Source organism: Bradyrhizobium sp. B120 (assembly GCF_049075665.1).
GTDB lineage: Bacteria > Pseudomonadota > Alphaproteobacteria > Rhizobiales > Xanthobacteraceae > Bradyrhizobium.
In genome coordinates this window covers 7,646,610-7,669,585 of sequence record NZ_CP185242.1, presented here as the reverse complement: position 1 = coordinate 7,669,585, position 22,976 = coordinate 7,646,610, and the positions used below count along the sequence as shown (strand labels likewise).

At 64.7% G+C, this 22,976-nt stretch carries 26 protein-coding genes; 16 read left to right on the top strand and 10 right to left on the bottom strand.

Annotated features, from left to right (window positions below):
* Window positions 1-187: 187 nt before the first annotated feature.
* From ACOIX3_RS35700 to ACOIX3_RS35680, 5 genes are all read left to right on the top strand, one after another.
* Window positions 188-1,480, top strand: coding sequence for an adenylosuccinate synthase (locus tag ACOIX3_RS35700; protein ID WP_420966720.1), 1,293 nt, complete (start codon window positions 188-190; stop codon window positions 1,478-1,480).
* A gap of 35 nt (window positions 1,481-1,515) precedes the next feature.
* Window positions 1,516-3,078, top strand: a complete 1,563-nt coding sequence (locus tag ACOIX3_RS35695; protein ID WP_420966719.1) for a hypothetical protein — start codon at window positions 1,516-1,518, stop codon at window positions 3,076-3,078.
* A gap of 193 nt (window positions 3,079-3,271) precedes the next feature.
* Entirely contained in the window at window positions 3,272-3,706 is a 435-nt protein-coding gene (locus tag ACOIX3_RS35690; protein WP_097673188.1) for a DUF5413 family protein, read from the top strand.
* A 283-nt stretch (window positions 3,707-3,989) separates the two neighbouring features.
* Complete coding sequence (locus ACOIX3_RS35685) at window positions 3,990-5,612, top strand: inorganic phosphate transporter (RefSeq protein ID WP_420966718.1); 1,623 nt, start codon at window positions 3,990-3,992, stop codon at window positions 5,610-5,612.
* 21 nt (window positions 5,613-5,633) lie between these two features.
* Window positions 5,634-6,044, top strand: a complete 411-nt coding sequence (locus tag ACOIX3_RS35680) for a Crp/Fnr family transcriptional regulator (protein WP_420966717.1) — start codon at window positions 5,634-5,636, stop codon at window positions 6,042-6,044.
* A 90-nt stretch (window positions 6,045-6,134) separates the two neighbouring features.
* Here the strand turns inward: ACOIX3_RS35680 and ACOIX3_RS35675 are convergent, their stop codons facing one another.
* Entirely contained in the window at window positions 6,135-6,380 is a 246-nt protein-coding gene (locus tag ACOIX3_RS35675) for a GCG_CRPN prefix-to-repeats domain-containing protein (RefSeq protein WP_420966716.1), read from the bottom strand.
* A gap of 78 nt (window positions 6,381-6,458) precedes the next feature.
* Window positions 6,459-6,701 carry a hypothetical protein gene (locus ACOIX3_RS35670; RefSeq protein ID WP_420966715.1) on the bottom strand — a complete coding sequence of 81 codons (243 nt, stop codon included), beginning with the start codon at window positions 6,699-6,701 and terminating at the stop codon, window positions 6,459-6,461.
* A 236-nt stretch (window positions 6,702-6,937) separates the two neighbouring features.
* On the opposite strand from ACOIX3_RS35670, the gene ACOIX3_RS35665 reads away from it, so the two are divergent.
* The 3 genes from ACOIX3_RS35665 to ACOIX3_RS35655 all read left to right on the top strand — a co-directional run bounded on the left by ACOIX3_RS35665 (window position 6,938) and on the right by ACOIX3_RS35655 (window position 9,596).
* Window positions 6,938-7,900 (top strand): AraC family transcriptional regulator, encoded by a 963-nt coding sequence (locus tag ACOIX3_RS35665; protein ID WP_420966714.1) that lies wholly within the window; start codon window positions 6,938-6,940, stop codon window positions 7,898-7,900.
* A 97-nt stretch (window positions 7,901-7,997) separates the two neighbouring features.
* Complete coding sequence (locus tag ACOIX3_RS35660) at window positions 7,998-8,558, top strand: DUF4112 domain-containing protein (RefSeq protein ID WP_420966713.1); 561 nt, start codon at window positions 7,998-8,000, stop codon at window positions 8,556-8,558.
* A 91-nt stretch (window positions 8,559-8,649) separates the two neighbouring features.
* Window positions 8,650-9,596 (top strand): IS630 family transposase gene (locus ACOIX3_RS35655; protein ID WP_420966712.1). Its coding sequence is split into 2 segments (ribosomal slippage): window positions 8,650-8,989 and window positions 8,989-9,596, totalling 948 coding nucleotides; the frame shifts between segments, so codons are not numbered across the junction.
* A gap of 79 nt (window positions 9,597-9,675) precedes the next feature.
* Here the strand turns inward: ACOIX3_RS35655 and ACOIX3_RS35650 are convergent.
* The 6 genes from ACOIX3_RS35650 to ACOIX3_RS35625 all read right to left on the bottom strand — a co-directional run bounded on the left by ACOIX3_RS35650 (window position 9,676) and on the right by ACOIX3_RS35625 (window position 13,849).
* A complete protein-coding gene (locus tag ACOIX3_RS35650) occupies window positions 9,676-9,966 on the bottom strand; it encodes a hypothetical protein (protein ID WP_097673192.1) in 291 nt (96 codons plus the stop codon).
* A gap of 222 nt (window positions 9,967-10,188) precedes the next feature.
* Window positions 10,189-10,353 (bottom strand): DUF3309 family protein, encoded by a 165-nt coding sequence (locus ACOIX3_RS35645; RefSeq protein WP_016844323.1) that lies wholly within the window; start codon window positions 10,351-10,353, stop codon window positions 10,189-10,191.
* 137 nt (window positions 10,354-10,490) lie between these two features.
* Entirely contained in the window at window positions 10,491-10,868 is a 378-nt protein-coding gene (locus tag ACOIX3_RS35640; protein ID WP_420966711.1) for a hypothetical protein, read from the bottom strand.
* A gap of 233 nt (window positions 10,869-11,101) precedes the next feature.
* The gene (msrB, locus tag ACOIX3_RS35635) at window positions 11,102-11,515 is read right to left on the bottom strand and encodes a peptide-methionine (R)-S-oxide reductase MsrB (RefSeq protein ID WP_420966710.1); all 414 of its coding nucleotides are present in this window, start codon (window positions 11,513-11,515) and stop codon (window positions 11,102-11,104) included.
* 115 nt (window positions 11,516-11,630) lie between these two features.
* Complete coding sequence (gene msrA, locus ACOIX3_RS35630) at window positions 11,631-12,347, bottom strand: peptide-methionine (S)-S-oxide reductase MsrA (protein WP_420966709.1); 717 nt, start codon at window positions 12,345-12,347, stop codon at window positions 11,631-11,633.
* 392 nt (window positions 12,348-12,739) lie between these two features.
* Window positions 12,740-13,849 (bottom strand): ATP-dependent DNA helicase, encoded by a 1,110-nt coding sequence (locus ACOIX3_RS35625; RefSeq protein ID WP_420966708.1) that lies wholly within the window; start codon window positions 13,847-13,849, stop codon window positions 12,740-12,742.
* Between the two features lie 198 nt (window positions 13,850-14,047).
* Between ACOIX3_RS35625 and ACOIX3_RS35620 the strand changes: the two genes are divergently transcribed.
* The 7 genes from ACOIX3_RS35620 to ACOIX3_RS35590 all read left to right on the top strand — a co-directional run bounded on the left by ACOIX3_RS35620 (window position 14,048) and on the right by ACOIX3_RS35590 (window position 20,810).
* Window positions 14,048-15,253 carry an LLM class flavin-dependent oxidoreductase gene (locus ACOIX3_RS35620; protein WP_420966707.1) on the top strand — a complete coding sequence of 402 codons (1,206 nt, stop codon included), beginning with the start codon at window positions 14,048-14,050 and terminating at the stop codon, window positions 15,251-15,253.
* Window positions 15,254-15,469: 216 nt separating this feature from the next.
* On the top strand, window positions 15,470-16,420 hold the full coding sequence (locus tag ACOIX3_RS35615; protein ID WP_420966706.1) for a sulfonate ABC transporter substrate-binding protein: 951 nt from the start codon (window positions 15,470-15,472) through the stop codon (window positions 16,418-16,420).
* Window positions 16,421-16,459: 39 nt separating this feature from the next.
* On the top strand, window positions 16,460-17,413 hold the full coding sequence (locus ACOIX3_RS35610) for a sulfonate ABC transporter substrate-binding protein (RefSeq protein ID WP_420966705.1): 954 nt from the start codon (window positions 16,460-16,462) through the stop codon (window positions 17,411-17,413).
* Window positions 17,395-18,576 (top strand): FMNH2-dependent alkanesulfonate monooxygenase, encoded by a 1,182-nt coding sequence (ssuD, locus tag ACOIX3_RS35605; RefSeq protein ID WP_420966704.1) that lies wholly within the window; start codon window positions 17,395-17,397, stop codon window positions 18,574-18,576. Before ACOIX3_RS35610 ends, ssuD begins: the two co-directional genes overlap by 19 nt.
* Complete coding sequence (locus ACOIX3_RS35600; protein WP_092117282.1) at window positions 18,573-19,379, top strand: ABC transporter permease subunit; 807 nt, start codon at window positions 18,573-18,575, stop codon at window positions 19,377-19,379. The genes ssuD and ACOIX3_RS35600 overlap by 4 nt, the downstream gene beginning before the upstream one ends.
* Window positions 19,380-19,387: 8 nt before the next feature.
* The gene (locus ACOIX3_RS35595) at window positions 19,388-20,218 is read left to right on the top strand and encodes an ATP-binding cassette domain-containing protein (protein WP_420971874.1); all 831 of its coding nucleotides are present in this window, start codon (window positions 19,388-19,390) and stop codon (window positions 20,216-20,218) included.
* Window positions 20,219-20,225: 7 nt separating this feature from the next.
* A complete protein-coding gene (locus tag ACOIX3_RS35590; protein WP_420966703.1) occupies window positions 20,226-20,810 on the top strand; it encodes a flavin reductase family protein in 585 nt (194 codons plus the stop codon).
* 24 nt (window positions 20,811-20,834) lie between these two features.
* Here ACOIX3_RS35590 and ACOIX3_RS35585 read toward each other — a convergent pair whose 3' ends face one another.
* Window positions 20,835-21,212: a hypothetical protein gene (locus ACOIX3_RS35585; RefSeq protein ID WP_342726619.1), complete on the bottom strand. Its 378-nt coding sequence runs from the start codon at window positions 21,210-21,212 to the stop codon at window positions 20,835-20,837.
* 181 nt (window positions 21,213-21,393) lie between these two features.
* Between ACOIX3_RS35585 and ACOIX3_RS35580 the strand changes: the two genes are divergently transcribed.
* Window positions 21,394-21,549, top strand: coding sequence for a hypothetical protein (locus ACOIX3_RS35580; protein ID WP_420966702.1), 156 nt, complete (start codon window positions 21,394-21,396; stop codon window positions 21,547-21,549).
* Window positions 21,550-21,590: 41 nt separating this feature from the next.
* On the opposite strand, the gene ACOIX3_RS35575 is transcribed toward ACOIX3_RS35580, so the two are convergent.
* Complete coding sequence (locus ACOIX3_RS35575; protein WP_207835228.1) at window positions 21,591-22,976, bottom strand: sigma-54 interaction domain-containing protein; 1,386 nt, start codon at window positions 22,974-22,976, stop codon at window positions 21,591-21,593.

The following is a 22,976-nucleotide window of genomic DNA, read 5'->3' as shown; positions in this document are numbered from 1 at the left end:
CTAAAAGGCGCAAACGACCCCGTTCTTGCTTGCGCAGCCGAGCCGCTTCCTTTATCCGGTAGGCGCCTTGCGTGTGCGCGGCCGGGCGCCGCGGTTTGGGCTGGGCATATCATGCATGGTCGCTGTGGGCGGACGCGTTTTCGCCGCGATCATGGTCTCTGAAACACCTGAAGGGAACATCTTCGCAATGGCCAATGTTGTCGTCGTCGGCGCCCAATGGGGTGACGAGGGGAAGGGCAAGATCGTCGATTGGCTGTCGGAACAGGCCGACATCGTCGTGCGCTTCCAGGGCGGCCACAATGCCGGCCATACGCTCGTGATCAATGGCGAGACCTACAAGCTGGCGCTGCTGCCCTCCGGCGTGCTGCGCCCGAACAAGCTCGCGGTGATCGGCAATGGCGTGGTGTTCGATCCGCAGGCCTTCCTCGACGAGGTCGCCAAGCTGAGGGGGCAGGGCGTTGCGGTCGGACCGGACAATCTGCGGATCGCCGAGAACGTCACGCTGATCCTGCCCCTGCATCGCGAGCTCGACTCGCTGCGCGAATCCTCCAACGCCGTCACCTCGATCGGCACCACCCGCCGCGGCATCGGCCCGGCCTATGAGGACAAGGTCGGCCGTCGAGCCATCCGCCTGATGGATCTCGCCGATCTCGATACCCTGCCGCACAAGATCGAACGCCTGCTGGCGCACCACAATGCGCTGCGCCGCGGCAACAATCTGGAGGAGATCGACGGCAAGGGCATCCTCACCGAGCTGACGGCGCTGGCGCCGAAGCTGTTGCCCTATGCCGAGACGGTGTGGCGGCTGCTCGACCTCAAGCGCCGCGAGGGCAAGCGCATCCTGTTCGAGGGTGCGCAGGGCGCGCTGCTCGACGTCGACCACGGCACCTATCCCTATGTGACGTCGTCCAACACGGTGGCCGCGCAGGCCGCGACCGGTACCGGCATGGGTCCGGGCGCGGTCGGCTATGTGCTCGGCATCTGCAAGGCCTACACCACCCGGGTCGGCCAGGGTCCGTTCCCGACCGAGCTGAACGACGAGATCGGCGAGGAAATCGGCCGCCGTGGCAAGGAATTTGGCGTCAACACCGGGCGCAAGCGCCGGGTCGGCTGGTTCGACGCCATGCTGGTGCGGCAGACCGTCCGGACCTGCGGAATTGCCGGGCTGGCGCTGACCAAGCTCGATATTCTCGACGGTTTCGACAGCATCAAGGTCTGTATCGGCTACAAGCTCGACGGCAAGGAAATCGACCATCTGCCGGCGGGCGAGGGCGCGCAGGCCCGCATCGAGCCGATCTACGAGATCATCGAGGGCTGGAAGCAGCCGACCGCCAATGCGCGGTCCTGGGCGGACCTGCCGGCCCAGGCCATCAAGTATGTCCGCCGGGTCGAGGAGCTGGTGGGGTGCCCGGTCACCCTGCTTTCCACCAGTCCGGAACGTGAAGATACTATTCTGGTACAGAATCCGTTCGAGGCTTAACGGGATATTACCTATATCCCACCAATTGTGTGGAAATGGCTGACTACTACCCGCTGATCGCCCGTGCCATCGCCGGACTGGACCCCAACGCCCCCGGCGAAGCCCGCCGTGCGCTGTATGCGCGGGCGCGGACGGCGTTGATCCAGCAACTCCGCGGCGTGCAGCCGCCGCTCTCCGAATCCGAGATCACCCGCGAACGGCTGTCGCTGGAAGAGGCGGTGCGCAAGGTCGAGTCCGAGGCCGCGCAGCGCGCCCGCGAGGCCTCGCGCCCCGGCGGCGGGGCAGCCCGCAGCAGCGACCCGCTGCGCCGGGCCAATCCAAGGCCGCCGGAGGCAAATGCAAGGCCGCCCGAGGCCAATTCCGCCGACAACGCCGCGCGCCCGCGGCCGCCGGCCGAACCGCGCCCGCCGCGCAATTTGCGCCCCGATGCGCCGCCGCCGGCCCCGCCGCGGCCGCAGAACCCGCAGGTTGCTGCCGGCACCGATACCCGGCCGGCGCCGCCGCGCCGTGGCCCCGAAGGCGCGCCGCCCCCGACGCCGCCGGCCGCCCCGGGGGTGCGCGGTTTCCGCGACATCACCGCCGACGCCGACGATCTCGGCCGTGCCGCGGCGCAAGCCAGCCGCAACGCACGCAAGACCTACGCCAACGTGCCGTCGCCCTCGCCGGAATTCGACCGGCTCGAGCCGAGCCTCGAAAACCGCGGCGGCGATCCCGAGGCGCCGTATTCCTACGACGAGTCGATCGAGGAGGCGGAGCGCTACGCCCCGCAGCCGCCCCAGGCGCCGCCGCCACGCGCGCGGGTCAGCAATGCCGAGCGCGAGCCGAAGCGGCCGCGCGTCGGTTCGATGTTCCCGTTCAAGACCGCGATCGCGATCGGCATCCTGCTGATCCTGGTCGGCACCGGCTTTCTGTTCCACCAGCAGGCCGCGACCCTCGTCAGCAGCCTGTTCAAATCCTCGGCCCCGGTCGAGGCGCCGAAGGATGCCGCGACGCCTTCGAGCAAGAAGATCACCGACCGCGTCGGCCAACCGTCGTCGTCCGGCGAGCCGGTCGCCCCGGTGGCGCAGCGCGTGGTGCTCTATGACGAGGACCCGTCGGATCCGAAGGGCAAGCAATATGTCGGTTCGGTGGTCTGGCGCACCGAGCAGGTCAAGGGCTCGGGCAACCAGAAGCCCGACATCGCCGTGCGCGCCGACATCGACATCCCCGATCGCAAGTTCAAGATGACGATGTCGTTCCGCCGCAACACCGATTCATCGCTGCCGGCGAGCCACACCGCGGAATTGACCTTCATCCTGCCGCAGGACTTCGCCAATGGCGGCGTCGGCAACGTGCCGGGGATCCTGATGAAGTCGAACGAGCAGGCGCGCGGCACGCCGCTGGCCGGGCTCGCGGTCAAGGTCACCGACGGCTTCTTCCTGGTCGGCCTCTCCAACGTCGACGCCGACCGCTCGCGCAATCTGCAGCTCCTGAAGGAGCGCTCCTGGTTCGACGTGCCGCTGGTCTACACCAACCAGCGCCGCGCCATCATCGCGATCGAAAAGGGCGCCCCCGGCGAGCGCGCCTTCAACGACGCCTTCGCGGCGTGGGGTGAGTAACAGCTTCAGCGCTCACCTCGGTACTCACGCTCTCATCGCCCGGCTGAGTCCGGGCGATTCCGTATCGCAGCGAAGTCCCGCTGTTGCAGCGCATCGGCGCGATGATCCCGGAACATTGCCGGGCGCTTTCGATTTTCCCTAGAACCGTCGCGTGACTGCGTTACACTCGCCTGATGTCGGGCAGGGGCACGCCATGAAACGCTATCTGATCTTCGCAGCCATCGGGCCGTTCATCGGCGGCTTCCTGCTGCTGCTCATGACCACCTATCAGTCCGGCTACTGGACCGAGACCAATGGCGGTGAGGTGGCGAAGCTGCTCGTCGTGTTCGTGAAGTCGCTGCAATACAATTATCTGTTCGGCATCGTGCCGTCGCTGATGTTCGGCGCAATCGACGACATCCTGATGCACATGCGCCGGATCACGCCGACGGTGCGGATGCTCATTGTCGGCGCGGTCGCGTTCGTCGGCGCGGCGCTGACCTACGCCTCGCACGGCTCCGAAAGTGGCGCCGTGCAGTTCATCCTCTACGGTCTGGTCGGCTTCATCCCGGGCGTGATCACGTCCTGGCTGGCGCACAAATATGCCGAAGAGCAGCACGTGCCGGCGACGCCGGCATCCCAGCACTAGCGCGAGTGCTCATTGCATTTCGGAAAGCAGAAGTCGCCGGCTTTGATGCGATCGGCGATTTCTGACCGGTCGGCGCAATGAGCGCATCGTCGCCGGACAGGAAGCCATGTCTGACGCAGGGCCAGCGGCGGCTCGCGCTATTACAGTAATCTTGTCAATAAATTAGGCGCCGGCTGCAAATAGCGCGCATTGTCTTTCATGGAACTGTCACATGGGCGTCATGTAAACGTAGTCCCAATGTCACATGGCCGCTTTTGTCCTCCCGCGGCCGTGAGGGCGATCCATGAGCGACGTAGCGTTACCTGGTTCGATCGAGCCTGCGCGTAGCGGCGGGCCCGATCTCGAGAAGGGCTTTCATCCTCTCACCGGCATTATCTATCTGGGCGTGATCGGCGCCGCGCTGCTGTTCGTGGCCTACAGCATCTACGCGGACGTCGGCGCGACGGGCGCCGGCAAGACCTCGTATCTCGCGTTCCTGCTGCTGTTCGTGGCGCTGCTGATCTCGCTCGGCTTCGAATTCGTCAACGGCTTTCACGACACGGCGAACGCCGTCGCGACCGTGATCTACACACGTTCGATGCCGGCCCACATCGCCGTTGTCTGGTCGGGCCTCTTCAATCTGATCGGTGTCCTGCTTTCCAGTGGCGCCGTTGCCTTCGGCATCGTCTCGCTGTTGCCGGTCGAATTGATCCTTCAGGTCGGCAGCAGCGCCGGCTTCGCCATGGTGTTTGCGCTGCTGATCGCCGCCATCATCTGGAACGTGGGTACCTGGTATTTTGGATTGCCCGCCTCGAGTTCGCACACCCTGATCGGATCGATCATGGGCGTCGGTATCGCGAATGCCCTGATGCACGGAAGGGAAGGGACGTCCGGCGTGGATTGGTCGCAGGCCGTCAACACCGGCAAGGCGCTGCTGCTGTCGCCGCTGTTCGGATTTGCGCTTGCTGCCATCTTGCTCTACGGGCTGAAAACCGCGCTGTTGCGCGCAACGCCGGCGCTGTTCGGCGAGCCGAAAGGCGATCAGCCGCCGCCGTGGTGGATCCGCGGCATCCTGATCCTGACCTGCACCATGGTCAGCTTCTTTCACGGTTCGAACGACGGTCAAAAAGGCATGGGTCTCATCATGCTCATCTTGATCGGCGTGGTCCCGACCGCTTACGCACTCAACCGCGCCATGCCTGCGAGCCAGATCGAGGCATTCACCGCGAATTCGGCGGCGGCGAGCAAGGTGATCGAGGATAGAGGAGCCGATCGCAAGGTGACGGGCAATCCGCGTCCGGCGGTGACGAACTACATCGCGCTTCGACAACTCACCGACGATACCTATCCGTCACTCGCCGTTCTCGTCAGCGAAATCCGCGACCAGGTCATTCAGTACGGTTCGCTGGCGAAATTCCCGGCCGAGACCGTCGGCAACACGCGTAACGACATGTATCTGGTATCGGAGGCGCTGCGCTCGCTCATGAAGAGCAGCGACAGCGGGCTGAACGATGCCGATGTCGCGACGCTCAATCGCTACAAGGGCTCGCTGGATGCCGCGACCAAATTCATTCCGTCCTGGGTGAAGATTGCGGTCGCCATCGCGCTCGGTCTCGGCACGATGGTCGGCTGGAAACGGATTGTCGTGACGGTGGGTGAAAAGATCGGCAAGACCCATCTGACCTACGCGCAAGGTGCCTGCGCCGAGATCACAGCGGCGGCGACCATCGCCGCGGCGGACGGATACGGCCTGCCGGTGTCGACGACGCACGTGCTGTCGTCCGGCATCGCAGGCACCATGACCGCAAACGGGTCTGGCCTGCAATGGTCGACCATCCGCAACATCGCCATGGCCTGGGTTCTGACCTTGCCGGTGGCGATGCTGATCTCGGGCATGCTCTACTTCGTGTTCGCACATTTGTTCTAGCCGGAGCAGGAAGACAACCGGATGCATGAGATCTGCATCCGGGTTCGGGGAAAGGAATTTCGAGTGGCAGATGCAAGCTTCAGCCTTCTGACAGGCAACGATATCGAAACGCGCCTGGTCCGAGCCGGTGGCATTATTTTTCGTGAGGGTGAGGAGGCCAACGAGCTGTTCGTGATCAAGAGCGGCTTCGTGCGCATTCAGGTCGGCAACAAGACCATGGCGGACCTGCCGGCTGACACGATCTTCGGCGAAATGGCGTTGATCGACAATGAGCCGAGGAGCGCGACCGCCACGGCGCTCACGGATGTCGAGCTCGTCCCGGTCTCGGAAAAGCAGTTTCTCTTCCTCGTCAGCCAGACGCCGCATTTTGCCCTGAAGGTCATGAGGACGCTGGCCCAGCGGCTCAGAACCATGAACAAGGGCGTCTTCTAGAGCGTTTTCGAGCGAAGTGGATCGAACGCAAAAGCGGCGGACGTTTCCGTCCGCCGCCGGCGTGATGCAAAAGGCCACACGTTGAAATGCTCAGGTGCCGTTGGCGCGGCAGCGGCCACCCGGGCCGAGATACCAGCCGCGCGGACAGGCATGCATCCACGGCCGCGCGTAGTTGCGGCGGCAGCCGCCATAGGGACCGCGATGCCAGCCGCCGCCGCAGCCACCGGCGACCGCGATGACATCGGAATTCGGGGTGGTTGTAACCGGTGCGAGCGGCGTGGCGCCGGCGCTGCCGATCGTCGCGAGAAGGAAGGCCGCTGCAAGCAATCTGGTCATGAGTGTCGTCCTCTGCTGATGTCAAAAGTCATTCGTTGATCTCTTCAAAAATCCGCTGCGCACTTATTCGGGTCGTGCCTAGCCGCCGCCGGCGAACGCGATGCCGGCACGCACCTCGCCCATCGCCTGATCGATCAGGCCGAGCGCACGCTCACGGTGACCGCCCTTGTTCGGCGTCGCCCTGGTGAGCTCGGCGCGCGCCGATTGCAGCATCGCAAGGCTCTCGTCCATGTGCGGCTGGGCGCCGATCGCGTAGCCGATCCCCATGCCGGTGGTGATCGCAACCCCGAGCAACACCTTGCGGATCGCGGAAGTCTTCATCTCGTGGTCTCCTCTGGCTGGCCCGCTTGTGTGCGGGGGCTCACTTTGAGTGGTCTTCCTGGCTGCGAGCCGGCGCCATCGGTAAGCCCCCGGCGGCACACGCGTCTTGGACTGGGAAGCGCCGGAGGATTCCGGACTTGGACTGTCCGGCGCTGTGCACAGGGCCGGTGGCTTTCATCTTCCGTTCATCTCGTGGTGGCCAGACTGGCGGCCTGCACCTTGGTCCCGTCCTTCCGATGTCCGTCATCAAGAAAAGGCTGTCGACCGACATGCTGCCGCCCGGTCTGGGCGAGCGGCAGCGCTACATGTTCTTCGCCGAACTGTTCGAGCATTTTTCCAACACCGGCGAGCTCGACCCGTCACCGGCGGTGCCGTTTCGCGCGACGATGAACTCGATCCATATCGGCACCACTCTGCTCGGCCGTTGCGACGGCAGCTTCACCACCGTGCGGCGCGAGCGGCGCCAGGTGCTGGCGACCAATGACGACCGTTATTGCCTGGCGCGCAACACTGGCGACCGCGCTTCGACCGTGACGCATCGCGGGCGCGAATTCCAGATGCGGCCGGGCGCGATGGTGCTGCTCAAGCTCGACGAGCCGTTCTTCACCGCCGACGGCGCCCACCACAAGCGCTTCACCAACGTCCATCTGCCGATGGCGACCTTGCGATCCATGGTTGCCGGGGTCGATGACCTGGTCGGCCGCGAGCTCGCGCCGGGCGGCGCGCTGTCGCTGGCGATGGATTATAGCGACCTGCTGCTGCGATCGCCCGATGCCGTCGATGAGGCCGGCTTCGCCATCGCGGCGCATCTGCTGGATCTCGCAGCCCTCGGCCTCGGCGCCCGCGGCGATCTTGCGGCCGCAGCGCAACGCCGCGGGCTTCGCGCGGTCAGGCTGAAGTCGTTGCTGATGATCCTCGCCAAGCGCTTCACCGAGCCGGATTTCTCCGCGCACAAGCTTGCCGCCGCGACCGGCCTGTCGGAGCGCTATGTCAACGAGCTGCTCTACGAGGCGGGCGCGAGCTTCACCATGCGGCTGACCGAATTGCGGCTGACCAAGGCTGCCGAGATGCTGGTCCATGACGCCGAGCGGCGGATCAGCGACATCGCCTTCGATTGCGGGTTCAACGATCTGTCCTACTTCAACCGTTGCTTCCGCCGCCGCTTCGGTTTGACGCCGTCGGCGGCGCGCGGCACGTGACGGGACCTTGCGCGTGGCAGCCTTGAATGTAACGGCCTTGAATGTGACACAGTGGTAATGTGACGCAACTTGAACCACCTGCCTGCGTTACCATGTGATGGCCATGCCCGAGGACGACATTTTCTCCCCCCACGCCACGCGATCGCGGCCGCCCTTCGGCGGGGCGCAGGCGCGCGGCAAGGTCATCGATCAGGATGGGCGCGAGCTCGGCGATGGCGCGCTGCATCCGCAGTTCCAAGGTTTTCAGGGAGCCTTTCCGGAAGGCTTCAGCTTCGACTTCCGCAACTCCACCGCCAACCCGTTCGGCAATCTAACGCGCGAGGAGCGGCTGGCGCGGCTGGAGATGATCGCAAAGCTGCTCGACGTCGCCTTCGTCGTGCCGGGCACCAATGTCCGCTACGGCATCGACGGGCTGATCGGCCTGATCCCGGTGATCGGCGATCTCATCACCACCGCGATCTCGCTGTGGCTGGTGCGTGAAGCCCGTCTGCTGGGCGCGCCCTGGCACATCACCGCGCGGATGCTTGCCAATGTCGCCGTCGACGGCGTGGTCGGCATGGTGCCGGTGGCGGGCGATGCCTTCGACGTCATGTTCCGCGCCAACATGCGCAATGTGCGGATGCTGCGGCGCTGGCTCGACAAACAGCCGCGCATCTAGAGCATTTTCCGACCGGAATGAATCGGGTGGGGATTCCCAAAACGGCGCGAGTCAGATTCAAGCTGCATGCTGGCGAGGGAGGTCAGCATGTATGGCCAGGGCGCTTTCGGTTGATCTTCGCCAAAGGGTGGTAGCCGCGATTGACGGTGGCATGTCCTGTCGACAGGCTGCCGAGCGCTTTGGTGTCAGCGCGGCCAGCGCGATCCGCTGGCGCGGTCGCCTCAAGGAAGTTGGCGACATCGTTCCTAAACGCCAGGGCGGTGACCGCAAATCGCAGCGCATCGAAGCGCATTCGCAATTGATTCTGGAGGCGGTGACCGCGAAGCCGGATATCACGCTCGCCGAGTTGCGAGAACTGTTGAAACGTCGTGGAATATCGACTGGCATCGCGTCGCTCTGGCGTTTTTTCCAGCGCAGAAAGATCACACTTAAAAAAAGACAGCGCACGCCGCCGAGCAACGGCGCGGCGATATAAATGCCGCGCGTGAGGAGTGGTTCGAAGGGCAAATCGATCTTGACCCTGAGCGTCTCGTCTTCATCGACGAAACCAGCGCCAACACCAAAATGGCGCGGCTTCACGGGCGCTCGCCACGCGGCGAGCGATGTCGTGCAGCTATCCCACACGGACATTGGAAGACGACGACATTCACCGCTGGATTGCGCTCCGACGGTCTGATCGCGCCGCTTGTTCTGGACGGCCCAATGGATGGCGACGCTTTCCTGGCCTACGTCGAGCAATTGCTCGCCCCATCGCTGCGGCCGGGCGATACCGTTATCATGGACAACTTGCCCGCTCACAAGGTCCATGGTGTTCGAGAGGCCATCCAGGCGGTCGGAGCAAGCCTGCTCTATCTTCCGCCCTACAGTCCAGACTTCAACCCGATCGAAATGGCCTTCTCTAAACTGAAGGCGCTGTTGCGGGCCGCCGCAGCGCGCACCATGCCTGATCTCTGGCAAGCAATCGCCAACGCTCTCAAACGCTTCTCACCCGAGGAGTGTCAAAACTATCTCGTCGCGGCTGGTTACGACGCAACGTGATCGGAAAATGCTCTAGCTTCTCAAAACAAAAGCCCCCGGATCGGTCCGAGGGCTTTTCGTTAGCGACGAGCGAGAAGGTCTACGCGGCGTCCGCGTCGGTCTGGGCCGGCTCAGCGCGCGGACGGCGCGGCAGCGGGAAGCCTTCGCTCTCATACAGCGAACGGATGCCGTTCTGGTCGAAACGGGCTTCCTCGACCTGGAGATAGGCGCCGTTCAGCGAATCCGCCGGCAGCTGCTCCATCGCGAACTGCACGGCCTCGGCAGCAGTGCCGAAACGGCGGTAGGCAAAGCCGGCCCGCTTCTTCTTGCGGATCGCGGCAGGGAACAGTTCGGCGGACGTGTTATAGTTGAACGGACGCAGGGGACGCATGGTCGACGACCTCTTGTGTTCTTGGCATAGAGCGGCGAAAGGGATTTTGGGGGACGGCGGCCTATAATCGGCGGCCCGCCGTACATGTCATTTCGACCCCCAATATAAGCCTCTTTGACAAAAATGCGACCCCAGAAGCGCCCTCGGCAGGGCACATGCTGAATCCGCGCATAGCACGCGGTCAATCAAAATAACTCCATTTATTTCAATGGCTTGTAGCCATTAAATCTTGTCGAGCCAGGCCAGGATCGCGACCACGATCAAAATCACCCCGAAAAGGCCCATTCCGGAGTGGCCGAGACCATAGCCGTAGCCGCGGATGCGGCCGCTATAGCCGCCCAGCAGGATAATCAGCAGGAGGATGATGAGGATCAGTCCAAGCGACATGGCGCCCTCCTCAGAACAGGCGGCAGCCGCACGGCGAGACGCCTACGGCCCCGCGAATTCGGAGCAAAGCACATTCCGGGGCGCGAGTCGTTAAGGCCGCCGGCCGATCACGAGGATGTTGTCGGGCGCCGGGACGGCTACTTCTTGCTCTCGTCGATCGGCAGCACCTTCAGGGGCGTCGGATAGGGCTCCACCCGCAGCGAGTCGCTGGCGATCAGGCCGATCTTGTGCAGCGGCGCCTGTTCGAGATCGCCAGAAGCGGATTTGTGCACTGCGTATTGCCAGACGCTCATCGAGCCCTTGGCGACCAGCATCTTGGCGATGCCGCCGGCATTCTGGCCTTCGACCTGCGCGAGATCGGCATCCGTCAGGCCGATGACGATTTCGTCCTTGGAGGTGATGACCTTGAACAGCGAGATCTTGTCGGCGGCGAACGCCGGCAGGCTCACGGCGCTCCCGACGATGAAGCTGGCAAGGCCGAGACCAAACAAAAGCTTTGCTGGAATTGGTGACATCAAAATTTCCTTGTGTTCACGCGCGCGGACGGACGGCCGCGCCAAAACAAAACCCCGCGCGACCGGTTCTTGGTCGCGCGGGGTGGATCAAACGTTCGATGGGAGAGCGGGATATTTGCCAAATCCACTGTCGTCATTGCCGGGCTTGACCCGGCAATCCATCACGGAGAAACGCTCTCTCTTTCGATGGATGCGCGGGTCGAGCCCGCGCATGACGAGCAGCGTGGCAGCTGTTACTTCTTCTCGTCCAGCTTCAGCGCCGCCGAGTTGATGCAGTAGCGCAGGCCGGTCGGGCCAGGGCCGTCGTTGAAGACATGGCCGAGATGGCCGTCGCATTTCGAGCACAGCACCTCGGTGCGCATCATGCCGTGGCTGACATCGCGCTCCTCGTCGACATGACTCTCGACCGCGGGCTTGGAGAAGCTCGGCCAGCCGCAGCCGGAATCGAACTTCTGGTCGGACTCGAACAGCGGCTGCCCGCAGCCGGCGCAGACATAGGTGCCCTTGCGGGGATCATGCTCGTATTCGCCGGTGAAGGGCCGCTCGGTCGCCTTCTCCCGCAGCACGGCGTACTGCATCGGCGTCAATTCCTTGCGCCACTCGGCCTCGCTCTTGCGGACCTTGCCGTCGGTTTTGGTATCGGACATTCAACCTCCTTGGTTTGATCGTCATTGCGAGAAGCGAAGCGACGAAGCAATCCATCTTTCCGCTTGCCGCGACATGGATTGCTTCGCTTCGCTCGCAATGACGGGAAGCGTCGCCTCAGTTGGTGACCTTGCTGCTGCTCACCAGCGTCGGCTTCTCGATGTAGTTCTCCGCGAAGATCTTCTTCAGGTTCTCGACCTTCGGGATGTCGTTATACGCAATATAGGGTTGGCTCGGGTGCAGCGTCAGATAGTCCTGGTGGTAACCCTCCGCCGGATAGAACGCCTCCAGCGCGCCGACCTTGGTGACGATCGGCTTCTTGTAGACCTTGGCGGCGTTGAGCTGGGCGATGTAGGCATCCGCCACCTTCTTCTGCTCGTCGCTGGTCGTGAAGATCGCCGAGCGATACTGCGTGCCGGAGTCGGGGCCCTGGCGGTTCAGCTGGGTCGGGTCGTGCACGACGGAGAAGAAGATCTGCAGGATCTTGCCGTAGGAGATCTTCTGCGGGTCGTACTTGATTTCGACCGACTCGGCGTGGCCGGTGGTGCCGGTCGAGACCTTCTCGTAATCGGCATTCGCCTTGCTGCCTCCGGAGTAGCCGGACACCGCGCTGACGATGCCGGCGGTGTGCTGGAACACGCCCTGCACACCCCAGAAGCAGCCGCCGGCGAGCACCGCGGTCTTGATGCCGGTTTCCGGGGCGCTCGCGGCCGGCGCCGGAATGACCACGGCGTCCTCGGCGGCCAGCGAGGGTGCAACGGCAAAAGCGGCAACGGCCAGCGCGCCGATCGCGGCGGCGCAAAGCGAGAGGCGGCTGAGGGAGCTTTTGGACATGGGTTCCTCGTGGGATCGCAATTGGGGGCCAGTCTAGAGCGGGAGCCGGCATTGGCAAACCGGGCCGGGCTGCTCCGACGCTTCAAAATACGGGCGAGGGGCCGTTTTGTTACGGCGCCGGCCACACGGTTTCGTGAGGGAAATCAGCGAGGTTCATGGATGACGGTGATGGATTCTTGCCCGCGGCCTCCCCACGCCCGTCGTCCTGGCGAAAGCCAGGACCCATAACCACCAAATGTAACGGTAGGCGGGATCGTGGCCCCAGCGTCGGGCAACAACAAGCAGGCGGGGTAATGGGTCCTGGCTTTCGCCAGGACGACGGGCAATGTTGGTGCCGCCTGCGGCTCATACACTCAGCTGCTGTCAGGATGACGTCGGCGCGTGCGGGACGATCACACCACGATGCTGAGCCGCTTCGCGGCCCGCGTGATGCCCGTATACAGCCACCGCGCGCGCGAGTCCTGGAACGCGAAGCTCTCGTCGAACAGCACGACGTCGTCCCATTGCGAACCCTGCGACTTGTGGACGGTCAGTATGTATCCGTAGTCGAACTCGTCATAGGGCTTGCGCTGCTCCCACGGAATGCCCTCGATGCCGCCGTCGAAGCATTCGCCGCGCACCGACACCTTGGTGACCTTGTGGCCGAAATCCTCGTCCGGCATCACGCGCATGGTGATGATCTTGGACTTCGACTGCGCGCGCGCCTTGACCCGCCACAGCCCGCCGTTGAACAGCGCCTTCTTGCGGTTGTTGCGCAGGCAGACCAGCTTGTCGCCGGCGACGGGGAGAGGATCTTCGATCTTTAGCCGCTGCCGCATCCGCATGTTGTAGGCGCGGCGGGTGTTGTTGCGGCCGACCAGCACCTGGTCGGCGCTCATCACGCGGTCCGGATCGAGCTCCTTGCGCGACACCACCTCGCTCTCGCCATGGCGGCCGATCTCGAGCTCGCGGCCCTCGCGGATATCCATCGACATCCGCACGATCGGATCGTCCTGCGCCTGGCGGTGCACCTCGGTCAGCATCGCATCCGGCTCGGCGTCGGTGAAGAAGCCGCCGCCCTGGATCGGCGGCAATTGCGCGGGGTCGCCGAGCACCAGCAGCGGGCAGTCGAACGACATCAAATCGCGGCCGAGCTCGGCGTCGACCATCGAGCATTCGTCGATCACGATCAGCTTGGCTTTCGAGGCCGGCGCGTCGTCCCACAGCTCAAAGCTCGGCTGCTCGACGCCGGACTCGCGGGCGCGGTAGATCAGGGAATGGATCGTGGAGGCGCTGTCGCAGCCCTTGTTGCGCATGACCAGCGCCGCCTTGCCGGTGAAGGCCGCGAACTTCACCTCGCCGTCGACGCCTTCGGCGATGTGCTGGGCAAGCGTGGTCTTGCCGGTTCCGGCATAGCCGAACAGGCGGAACACCGGCGGCGTCCCGTTCTTGCCCGGCTTGGCTTTCAGCCAGTCGGCAACGGCTTTCAGCGCGGAATCCTGGTGCGGCGTAAAGGTGGTCATGTGGCTTTCGGAAGAATGAGCGCGCGACCGATAGCGCCGCGACTCACACCCGCACAAGCTAAACATTCATGCGTCCCAAGCAAGCCGTCTCCCGCTGCACGGAATTGGAGTTTCGCCCCCGAGGCTGGACTTGGTCTGCCCCGCCACTAGACTGACCGAAAACAACAAGCGGTCGGGGACGGCCTTGGGAGTGACGCCATGAAATTCGGCATCTTTTACGAGCTGCAACTGCCGCGCCCCTGGAACGACGGCGACGAGCTCAGGCTTTACCAGAACGCGCTGACACAATTGGAGACCGCCGACCGGCTCGGCTACGATTATGCGTGGGTCGTCGAGCATCACTTCCTCGAGGAATATTCGCACTCGCCGGCACCGGAATCCTTCCTCGCCGCCGCGAGCCAGCGCACCAAAAACATCCGGCTCGGCCACGGCATCTTCCAGCTCACCACCAATCATCCCGCGCGCGTCGCCGAGCGGGTCGCGGTGCTCGATCTGCTTAGTAACGGCCGCTGCGAGTTCGGCATGGGCGAGAGCGCCTCGATCACCGAGCTGACGCCGTTCGGCCGCGACATGGAGACCAAGCGCGAGGTGTTCGAGGAGGCGGTCCAGGCGATCTTCCCGATGTTCACCAAGGTCGGCACCGAACATCACGGCAAATATTTCGACATCCCGCTGCGCAATGTCGTGCCGAAGCCGGTGCAGAAGCCGCATCCGCCGCTCTGGATGGCCTGTTCGCAACTGCCGACGATCGAGCGCGCCGGGCAAAACGGATTTGGCGCGCTCGGCTTTCAGTTCGTCAGCGCCGAGGCGGCGCATGCCTGGGTGCATGCCTATTACAATGCGATCACCAAGCGGTTGAAGAAGCTCGCCGACTACGAGATCAATCCCAATATGGCGCTGGTCTCGTTCTTCATGTGCGCCGAGACGGACGAAGAGGCGCGCAAGCGCGCCGACGGCGCGACCTTCTTCCAGTTCGCGCTGCGCTATTACGGCCAGGCGCAGAACCGGCAGCGCCCCGCACCCGGCACCGTCAACATGTGGGACGAGTACAACAAGTGGAAGCGCGAGAATCCCGAAGCACAGGAGGCCGCGCTGCGCGGCGGCCTGATCGGCTCGCCCGAAACCTTGCGCAAGAAGCTGCGGCGTTTCCGCGCCTCGCATATCGACCAGGTGATCCTGCTCAACCAGGCCGGCAAGAACACCCATGAGCACATCTGCGAGTCGCTCGAGCTGTTCGGTAAGGAAGTGATGCCCGAGTTCCAGCACGATCCCGAGCACGATGCCTGGAAGAAGGGCGTGCTCGACGGCTCGATCCAGCTCGAGGAGATCGACACCCAGGCGTTCTCGGATCGCTACGGTAAACTCGCGGTCAATGTCGGCCCGAAGACCGCAGCCGCCGGCTGATCGATTCCCGTGCTGCGACCTCGCGATCGCGTGAAGAAAATAATTCGCTACGCGCGACCTGCGCCTTGAACGAAACGGCACGCGCGATGCCTGCACCGAAGTGCTGATATCGCTATTTTTGTGCGGTGCTCGACAGCTTCATTCGCGCGCCCCATCATCCTGACATCGCATGATCGCGTGTTGAGAAACGCGCTTGATCGTCAGGAGAATCTTGGAATGAAGCGTCGTGAGTTCCTCCAGCTGTCGCTTGCCACAGCCGCTGCTGCTGCGCTGTCAGGGCGCGCGCAGGCCCAAGCGGACGCGAAGGAAATTCGTATCGGCTACCAGAAGAACGGCGTGCTCGTTATCACGCGCCAGCGTGAGGCCTTGGAAAATCATTTCAAGCCGCAGGGCGTCGGCGTGAAATGGGTCGAGTTCTCCTCGGGCCCGCCGATGATGGAGGCGATGAATGTCGGCAGCGTCGATTACGGCGCGGTCGGCGATTCCCCGCCGATCTTCGCCCAGGCCGCGGGTGCGGCCATCGTCTATGCCGCCGCACAGCCCATCATCAATGGCTCCGGCATCCTGGTGCCGCAGAATTCGGCAATCACAGGCATCGCCGATCTCAAGGGCAAGCGGGTCGGCTTCACCAAGGGATCCAGCGCGCACAACGTCGTGATCCAGACACTGGAGAAGGCCGGGCTGACCTATGACGACATCACGCCGGTCTATCTGACGCCGCCGGACGCAGGTCCCGCCTTTGCCAATGGCGGCATCGACGCCTGGGCGATCTGGGATCCGTATTTTGCGATCGCCGAGACCAGGCAGAACGGTCGCATTCTGGTCAAGAGCAGCGATATCACCAAGACCAACGCGTTCTACATCGCCAACCGCGATTTCGCGAACAAGCACGGCGCCCTGTTGCAGCAGATCGTCGATGTCACGACATCGACGGCGAAATGGGCCGAAGCGCATCCCGATGAGGTCGCGAAATCGCTGGCCGCGGTCACCGGCGTCCCGCTCGATATCCAGACCATCGCGGCAAAGCGCGCCGGCTTCTCGGTCGGCGCCGTGACCGACGACATCATCGCGACCCAGCAGGGCGTCGCCGACCGCTTCTTCAAGCTCGGCCTGATCCCAAGGCAGATCGCGATCCGCGACATCGTCTGGCGCAACACCCAGACCTGATCGGCGCGTTTGGTCAATTCATATGCAAAGGACATTCCCATGACGCGTTTATTTCGGCGCTGGGTCGCCCGCGCGGTGCTCTCGGTCAGCATCGTCGCGGCGACCGTCAGCGCCTCCTACGGCCAGGAGAAAGTCGTCCGCATCGGCTATCAGAAATACGGCAAGCTGGTGCTCTTGAAGAGCAAGGGCTCGCTCGAGGAGAAGCTGAAGTCGGTTGGCACCAAGGTGGTGTGGACCGAGTTTCCGTCGGGGCCGCCGCTGCTCGAGGCGCTCAATGTCGGTGCGATCGATTTCGGCAACACCGGCGAGGCGCCGCCGATCTTCGCGCAGGCCGCCGGCGCGCCGATCCAGTATGTCGCCTACGAGCCGCCGGCGCCGAAAGGCGAGGCGATCCTGGTGCCGAAGGACAGCCCGATCAAGTCGGTCACTGATCTCAGGGCCAAGAAGGTCGCGCTGAACAAGGGCTCCAACGTCCACTATCTGCTGGTGAAGGCGCTGGAGAAAGCCGGCGTCAAATATTCCGAGATCGAGCCGGTGTTCCTGGCGCCGGCCGATGCCCGCGCGGCGTTCGAGCGCGGCGCCGTGGATGCCTGGGTGATCTGGGATCCGTTCCAGGCCGCGGCGGAGGCTGCGACCGGCGCGCGCACCGTTGCCGACGGCACCGGCATCGTCGCCAACTATCAGTTCTACTTCGCCTCGAAGAAGTTCCTGCAGGCCGATCCGAAGCTCGTCGAGCTCGTGCTGGCGCAGCTCAGCGAGGTCGATGACTGGGCCAAGGGCGATATCCACGCCGTCGCCGAACAGCTCGCGCCGAGCATCGGCCTGTCGGTGCCGGTGGTCGAGGTCGCGCTGAAGCGGCAGGCCTACGGCATCAAGCCGGTCACCGATACCGTGATCGCGGATCAGCAACAGGTCGCCGACACGTTCTTCGCGCTCGGCCTGATCCCCAAACAAATCAAGATTTCCGACGTCGCATGGAGGCCGGGCACGTGAGCACCCCAACCAACGCCAACATCCTCTGGTTCCTGCCGACCCACGGCGACAGCCGCTATCTCGGCACGTCGATCGGCGGCCGCGAGGTGAACTTCAACTATCTGCGCCAGATCGCGCAGGCCGCCGACCAGCTCGGCTATTACGGCGTGCTGCTGCCGACCGGGCGGAGCTGCGAGGATTCCTGGGTGGTGGCCTCCGCCGTCGCGCCCTGGACCGAGCGCCTGCGCTATCTCGTGGCGGTCAGGCCCGGCCTGCAGTCGCCGAGCGTTGCCGCCCGCATGACCGCGACCTTGGACCGGCTGTCGAACGGCCGTCTCCTGATCAACGTCGTCACCGGCGGCGATCCGATCGAGAACAAGGGCGACGGCATTTTCCTCGACCACGACGAACGCTACGCGGTGACGCGCGAGTTCCTCAACGTCTATGGCGATCTGCTGGCAGGCAAGACGGTCAATGTTGAAGGCCAGCACATCCGGATCGAGGATGGCCGCCTGCTGTTCAATCCGGTGCAATCGCCGCGCCCGCCGCTGTATTTCGGCGGCTCGTCGGATGCCGGCATCGACGTCGCGGTCGACACCGTCGACAAATATCTGACCTGGGGCGAGCCGCCGGCGCAGGTCGCCGAGAAGATTGCCAAGGTGAAGGCCGTTGCCGCGCAACGCGGCCGCAAGCTGTCGTTCGGCATCCGCCTGCATGTGATCGTGCGCGAGACCAACGCGGAGGCCTGGCGCGCCGCCGACGAACTGATCCAGTATGTCACCGACGACACCATCGTTGCCGCGCAGAAGATCTTCGCGCGGATGGATTCGGTCGGCCAGCAGCGCATGGCGCAGCTGCATGGCGGACGGCGCGACAAGCTCGAGATCAGCCCGAACCTCTGGGCCGGCGTCGGCCTCGTGCGCGGCGGGGCCGGCACCGCGCTCGTCGGCGATCCCCAGACCGTCGCCGCGCGGATCAAGGAGTATCAGGACGTCGGCGTCGATACCTTCATCATGTCGGGCTATCCGCATCTCGAGGAAGCCTATCGGTTCGCCGAGCTGGTGTTCCCGCTGCTGTCGCTGGCGCAGCCCGGCAACGTGACGCCGATCCGTGTCAACACCGGGCCGTTTGGCGAGACCATCGGCAACGACTATCGTCCGCAGAAGCAGGCATCGCAATCATGAGTCTTATCGACAGTCTTCCGCGCGTCGGCGCGCCGAAACTCCCCAAGGTCGACGGCCTGATCCCGTGGATCGTGCCGCTTGCCATCGTTCTGGTCTGGCAGCTTGCCTGCGTCACCGGTTTTGTTCCCTCGCGGGTGCTGCCGGCGCCGACCGACGTTGCACTGGCCGGATGGAAGCTGCTGCTGTCGGGTGAGCTGGTCCGCAATATCTGGGTCAGCTTCTGGCGCGCATCGATCGGCTTTGTGATCGGTGGCGGTATCGGCTTCGCGTTCGGGCTCGCCAACGGGCTGTCGCAGCTGTCGGCGAAGCTCACCGACACCACGCTGCAGATGGTGCGCAACATCCCGCATCTGGCGTTGATCCCGCTGGTCATCCTGTGGTTCGGCATCGACGAGTCGGCCAAACTGTTCCTGGTCGCGCTCGGCGTGTTCTTCCCGATCTATCTCAACACGCTGCACGGCATCCGCACCGTCGATCCGCAGCTGATCGAGATGGGCCGCATCTACGGCATGACCGATGGCGAGCTGTTCCGCCGGGTGATCTTCCCGGGCGCGCTGCCCTCGATCTTCGTCGGGCTGCGCTTTGCGCTCGGCATCATGTGGCTGACGCTGATCGTCGCCGAGACCATCGCGGCGTCGTCGGGCCTCGGCTACATGGCGATGCAGGCGCGCGAGTTCATGCTGATCGACGTCGTCGTGCTCTCGATCCTGATCTACGCCTTGCTCGGCAAGCTCGCCGACAGCGCCTCGCGGGCGCTGGAGCGGCTGACCCTGTCGTGGCACCCCGCCTTCCAGAAGAAGTGAGAATGAGAATGCAAGAAGCGCTTCGTTTCCAGCCGGTCGACCACGCCGACATCGTCGTGAAGGCGCGGCATTTGCGGCGCGTGACGGAAGGCACGGCCCGCGGCCTGTCGCTGACCATCCGCGGCTTGCGCAAGGCGTTCGGCGACAATGAGGTGCTGCGCGGCATCGACCTGCACATCCCGGCCGGCCAGTTCGTCGCGATCGTCGGCCGCAGCGGCTGCGGCAAGAGCACCCTGCTGCGCCTGGTCGCCGGCCTCGACGCGCCGACGGCGGGAAGCATCGCCTTCGGTGAACAACCCCGGGCGCAGGACGTCCGCGTCATGTTCCAGGAGCCGCGCCTGCTGCCCTGGGCGCGGGTGCTGTCCAATGTCGAGGTCGGTCTGGGGCGCGAGCGTTCGTCCGCCGACGCGCAGGCGCGCGCCGAGCGGGCGCTGGTCGAGGTCGGCCTCGGCGACAAGCGCGACCAATGGCCGGCGGTGCTGTCAGGCGGCCAGAGGCAGCGCGTGGCGCTGGCGCGGGCGCTGGTCTCCCAACCGCGCGTGCTGGCGTTCGACGAGCCGCTCGGCGCGCTCGATGCGCTGACTCGCATTTCGATGCAGCAATTGCTGGAGCGGGTCTGGCGCGACCAGGGCTTTACCGCGATCCTGGTGACACACGATGTCGCCGAGGCGGTCGCGCTTGCCGACCGCGTGCTGGTCATCGAGGACGGCCGGATCGCCGAGGATGTCACGATCGACCTGCCGCGGCCGCGCCGGCGCGGTTCGGCCGAGCTCGCCGCGCTGGAAGGCGAGATCCTGAAGCACCTGCTCGAGGGCAGCGAAGACACATCCGATCTGTGAGGTCGCCATGAATTCCGTCGTCCGCAATGTTTCGATCGAGCCCGCGGTGGCGGCCGATGAATTCCGTGGCGCGATGCGCCATCTCACCGGCGGCGTCAGCGTCATCACCGCCGGCCGGGGCAAGGATATTTCGGGCATGACGGTGACCTCGGTGTCGTCGCTGTCGGTCGAGCCGCCGTCGCTGATCGTCAGCATCAACCGCGCCGCCTCGTCGTGGCCGCTGATCGCGCGCCACGGCGTGTTCGGCGTCAACATCCTGACCGCGGATCAGCTCGACATCGCCGAGCGCTTCACCGGCAAGGGCGGCCTGAAGGGCGCCGACCGGTTCACCGGGGCCGAATGGACGACGCGCGCCTCGGGCGTGCCGTTGCTGATCGGAGCGCTGGCTGCGATCGACTGCGAGGTCGAGGAGGTCATCGAGCGGCATTCGCACGCGATCGTCATCGGTCGCGTGCTCGATGTGATCGCATCGGAGCGCACCGCCGCGCTGGCGTATTGGCACGGCGAATATGTCGCGATCGACCGCGACGAAGGCGCCGCCAGGCTGGCCGAGGTCAGCCTGCCGTCGCGTCACGTCCATGGTGTGCGCTAGCGCGCTGCTTGTCCGGATCAGGCGTCAGAACACTGCGCTCAGCGACGCCGGGCTGTCGATGATCACGGTGCTGCCGCGGACGCCAGCCCATACGGCCTGGATGGTCTGAGCTGTATTGCCCAGCGGGATGCCGACGACGAGCGTGGTCGGGATGCGGCCGAAGCTCGACGGGGTCTCGTTATAGGTGAAGCTCGCGACCACCGGCGAGACCTTGCCATTGACGGTGACGCCGAAACTGCCGCCCGGAATGTCGTTGCCCGTGGCGTAGGGATTCGGAACGTTGAGGGTGATGATCGCGGTGGTGCCGACGCCCTCCGGGATCGTCAGGCTGAGGCCTTGCATCGGCGTGAAAGTCCCGGAGTTGGTGGACAACGTGCCGGCGGTCTGCGCGTAAAGGGCCATATCACTCTCCAGTTGTCGAAATATAAAAGCGCAATAGGAGATTGAATAAGGCAACTGGCCGCAAGACTCAAGGGATGAATGGCTAAGGGAACGGCAACGGGGCCGGCGCGGCATGTTGGCCGTGGCGCTATGCCGGCAAGCGCACTAAAAGCCGCGGATGTTTCGCAGACGTGACGGTTCGATGAAGCGCGTGGGAGCCTTGCTGTTCTATGTCGTCGGCGCAATCGCCGTCGCGTATCTTGCGCTCTATGCGTATGTGACCTTCACCGGCCGCGACATCACACCCGGCGATCCGATCCGGATCTTTCGCAAGCCCGATGCGCCCAACTATTCGTGAGGCGCGGCCGTCGCGGCGGGATCACCCGCCGCTGCTCTTTCTCAGCCGGCGCTCGCCATGCGCTGATAATCGGGCGCGCCGTTGCCGGCCGGGGTGATCGGGATGCCGCCGTCGGCATATTCGTTCAGCTTGTTGCGCAGCGTGCGGATCGAGATGCCGAGGATGTTGGCCGCGTGGGTGCGGTTGCCGAGGCAGTGCTTCAGCGTTTCCAGGATCAAATCGCGTTCGACGTCGGCCACGGTGCGGCCGACCAGCGCGCGGGTGACCTGCTCGGCGGCGAGCGTAGCGTGCGCGACCGCGGGCGCGGTCTTGGCGAGGTCGAGACGGTCACCGTCCGGGGTCAGGATCGCGTCCGCACCGATCTCGTCGCCCTGCGCCATCAGGACCGAGCGATGGATGGTGTTCTCGAGCTCGCGGACGTTGCCCTGCCAGCGGTTCGCGGTCAGGACGCGGCGGGCCTCAGTCGAGATCGGGCGGACCGCCACGCCGTTGGCTTCGGCATATTTCTTGGCGAAATGCTGCGCCAGCTCGAGGATGTCGGCCGGACGATCGCGCAGCGGCGGGATCTTCAGGTTGACGACGTTGAGGCGGAACAGCAGGTCCTCGCGGAAAGAGCCTTCGCGCACCGCCTCCGACAGATTGCGGTTCGAGGTCGCGATGATGCGGATGTCGACCGGAACCGGCTTGGTGCCGCCGACGCGGTCGATCACGCGCTCCTGGATCGCGCGCAGCAGCTTGGACTGCAGCCGGACATCCATCTCGGAGATTTCGTCGAGCAGCAGCGTGCCGCCGGTCGCTTCCTCGAACTTGCCGATGCGGCGCGCCACTGCGCCGGTGAAGGCGCCCTTCTCATGGCCGAACAGCTCGGATTCCAGCAGGTGTTCCGGGATCGCTGCACAGTTGATCGAGATGAACGGCCGCTTGGCGCGGGCCGAGCGGGAATGGACATAGCGCGCCAGCACTTCCTTGCCGGTGCCGGACTCGCCGGTGATCATCACGGAGGCGTCCGAGCCCGCGATCTGCTGCGCGAGCTTGATCACCCGGCCCATCGCCTCGTCGCGATAAATCAGATCGCGCGCGTCGTTGGCGACCGCGGCGAGCACCGCTGCGATCAGTTCGGGGTCGGGCGGCAGCGGGATGTATTCCTTGGCGCCCGCATGGATCGCGGCGACCGCGGCGCGGGCATCGTTGGAGATGCCGCAGGCGACGATCGGCACGTGGATGTGCTCGGCCTCGAGCCGCATCACGAGATCGCGGATGTCGAGGCCGACATCGACCAGCAGGAGGTCGGCGCCCTTGCCGCTGCGCAGCACGTTCATCGCCTGCTCGGCGGCCTCGGCGTGGGTCACCGAGGCGCCGTTGTCCATCGCGATCTTGGTCGCGGTCGTGAGCTGGCCCTTCAGGGTGCCAACGATGAGAAGCCGCAT

Excerpts from the sequence above, each read along its gene's own strand:
- ACOIX3_RS35675 (WP_420966716.1), bottom strand. The coding sequence starts at position 6,380 with ATGACCAGATTGCTTGCAGCGGCCTTCCTTCTCGCGACGATCGGCAGC.
- ACOIX3_RS35625 (WP_420966708.1), bottom strand. The coding sequence starts at position 13,849 with ATGACCACCTTTACGCCGCACCAGGATTCCGCGCTGAAAGCCGTTGCC.
- ACOIX3_RS35595 (WP_420971874.1), top strand. The coding sequence starts at position 19,388 with ATGCAAGAAGCGCTTCGTTTCCAGCCGGTCGACCACGCCGACATCGTC.
- ACOIX3_RS35585 (WP_342726619.1), bottom strand. The coding sequence starts at position 21,212 with ATGGCCCTTTACGCGCAGACCGCCGGCACGTTGTCCACCAACTCCGGG.
- ACOIX3_RS35645 (WP_016844323.1), bottom strand. The coding sequence starts at position 10,353 with ATGTCGCTTGGACTGATCCTCATCATCCTCCTGCTGATTATCCTGCTG.
- msrB (WP_420966710.1), bottom strand. The coding sequence starts at position 11,515 with ATGTCCGATACCAAAACCGACGGCAAGGTCCGCAAGAGCGAGGCCGAG.
- ACOIX3_RS35590 (WP_420966703.1), top strand. The coding sequence starts at position 20,226 with ATGAATTCCGTCGTCCGCAATGTTTCGATCGAGCCCGCGGTGGCGGCC.
- ACOIX3_RS35700 (WP_420966720.1), top strand. The coding sequence starts at position 188 with ATGGCCAATGTTGTCGTCGTCGGCGCCCAATGGGGTGACGAGGGGAAG.
- ACOIX3_RS35580 (WP_420966702.1), top strand. The coding sequence starts at position 21,394 with ATGAAGCGCGTGGGAGCCTTGCTGTTCTATGTCGTCGGCGCAATCGCC.
- ACOIX3_RS35690 (WP_097673188.1), top strand. The coding sequence starts at position 3,272 with ATGAAACGCTATCTGATCTTCGCAGCCATCGGGCCGTTCATCGGCGGC.
- ACOIX3_RS35575 (WP_207835228.1), bottom strand. The coding sequence starts at position 22,976 with ATGCGGCTTCTCATCGTTGGCACCCTGAAGGGCCAGCTCACGACCGCG.
- ACOIX3_RS35615 (WP_420966706.1), top strand. The coding sequence starts at position 15,470 with ATGAAGCGTCGTGAGTTCCTCCAGCTGTCGCTTGCCACAGCCGCTGCT.
- ACOIX3_RS35680 (WP_420966717.1), top strand. The coding sequence starts at position 5,634 with ATGCATGAGATCTGCATCCGGGTTCGGGGAAAGGAATTTCGAGTGGCA.
- ACOIX3_RS35600 (WP_092117282.1), top strand. The coding sequence starts at position 18,573 with ATGAGTCTTATCGACAGTCTTCCGCGCGTCGGCGCGCCGAAACTCCCC.
- ACOIX3_RS35650 (WP_097673192.1), bottom strand. The coding sequence starts at position 9,966 with ATGCGTCCCCTGCGTCCGTTCAACTATAACACGTCCGCCGAACTGTTC.
- ACOIX3_RS35660 (WP_420966713.1), top strand. The coding sequence starts at position 7,998 with ATGGCCATGCCCGAGGACGACATTTTCTCCCCCCACGCCACGCGATCG.
- ACOIX3_RS35665 (WP_420966714.1), top strand. The coding sequence starts at position 6,938 with ATGTCCGTCATCAAGAAAAGGCTGTCGACCGACATGCTGCCGCCCGGT.
- msrA (WP_420966709.1), bottom strand. The coding sequence starts at position 12,347 with ATGTCCAAAAGCTCCCTCAGCCGCCTCTCGCTTTGCGCCGCCGCGATC.
- ACOIX3_RS35695 (WP_420966719.1), top strand. The coding sequence starts at position 1,516 with ATGGCTGACTACTACCCGCTGATCGCCCGTGCCATCGCCGGACTGGAC.
- ACOIX3_RS35610 (WP_420966705.1), top strand. The coding sequence starts at position 16,460 with ATGACGCGTTTATTTCGGCGCTGGGTCGCCCGCGCGGTGCTCTCGGTC.
- ACOIX3_RS35640 (WP_420966711.1), bottom strand. The coding sequence starts at position 10,868 with ATGTCACCAATTCCAGCAAAGCTTTTGTTTGGTCTCGGCCTTGCCAGC.
- ACOIX3_RS35620 (WP_420966707.1), top strand. The coding sequence starts at position 14,048 with ATGAAATTCGGCATCTTTTACGAGCTGCAACTGCCGCGCCCCTGGAAC.
- ACOIX3_RS35685 (WP_420966718.1), top strand. The coding sequence starts at position 3,990 with ATGAGCGACGTAGCGTTACCTGGTTCGATCGAGCCTGCGCGTAGCGGC.
- ssuD (WP_420966704.1), top strand. The coding sequence starts at position 17,395 with ATGGAGGCCGGGCACGTGAGCACCCCAACCAACGCCAACATCCTCTGG.
- ACOIX3_RS35670 (WP_420966715.1), bottom strand. The coding sequence starts at position 6,701 with ATGAAGACTTCCGCGATCCGCAAGGTGTTGCTCGGGGTTGCGATCACC.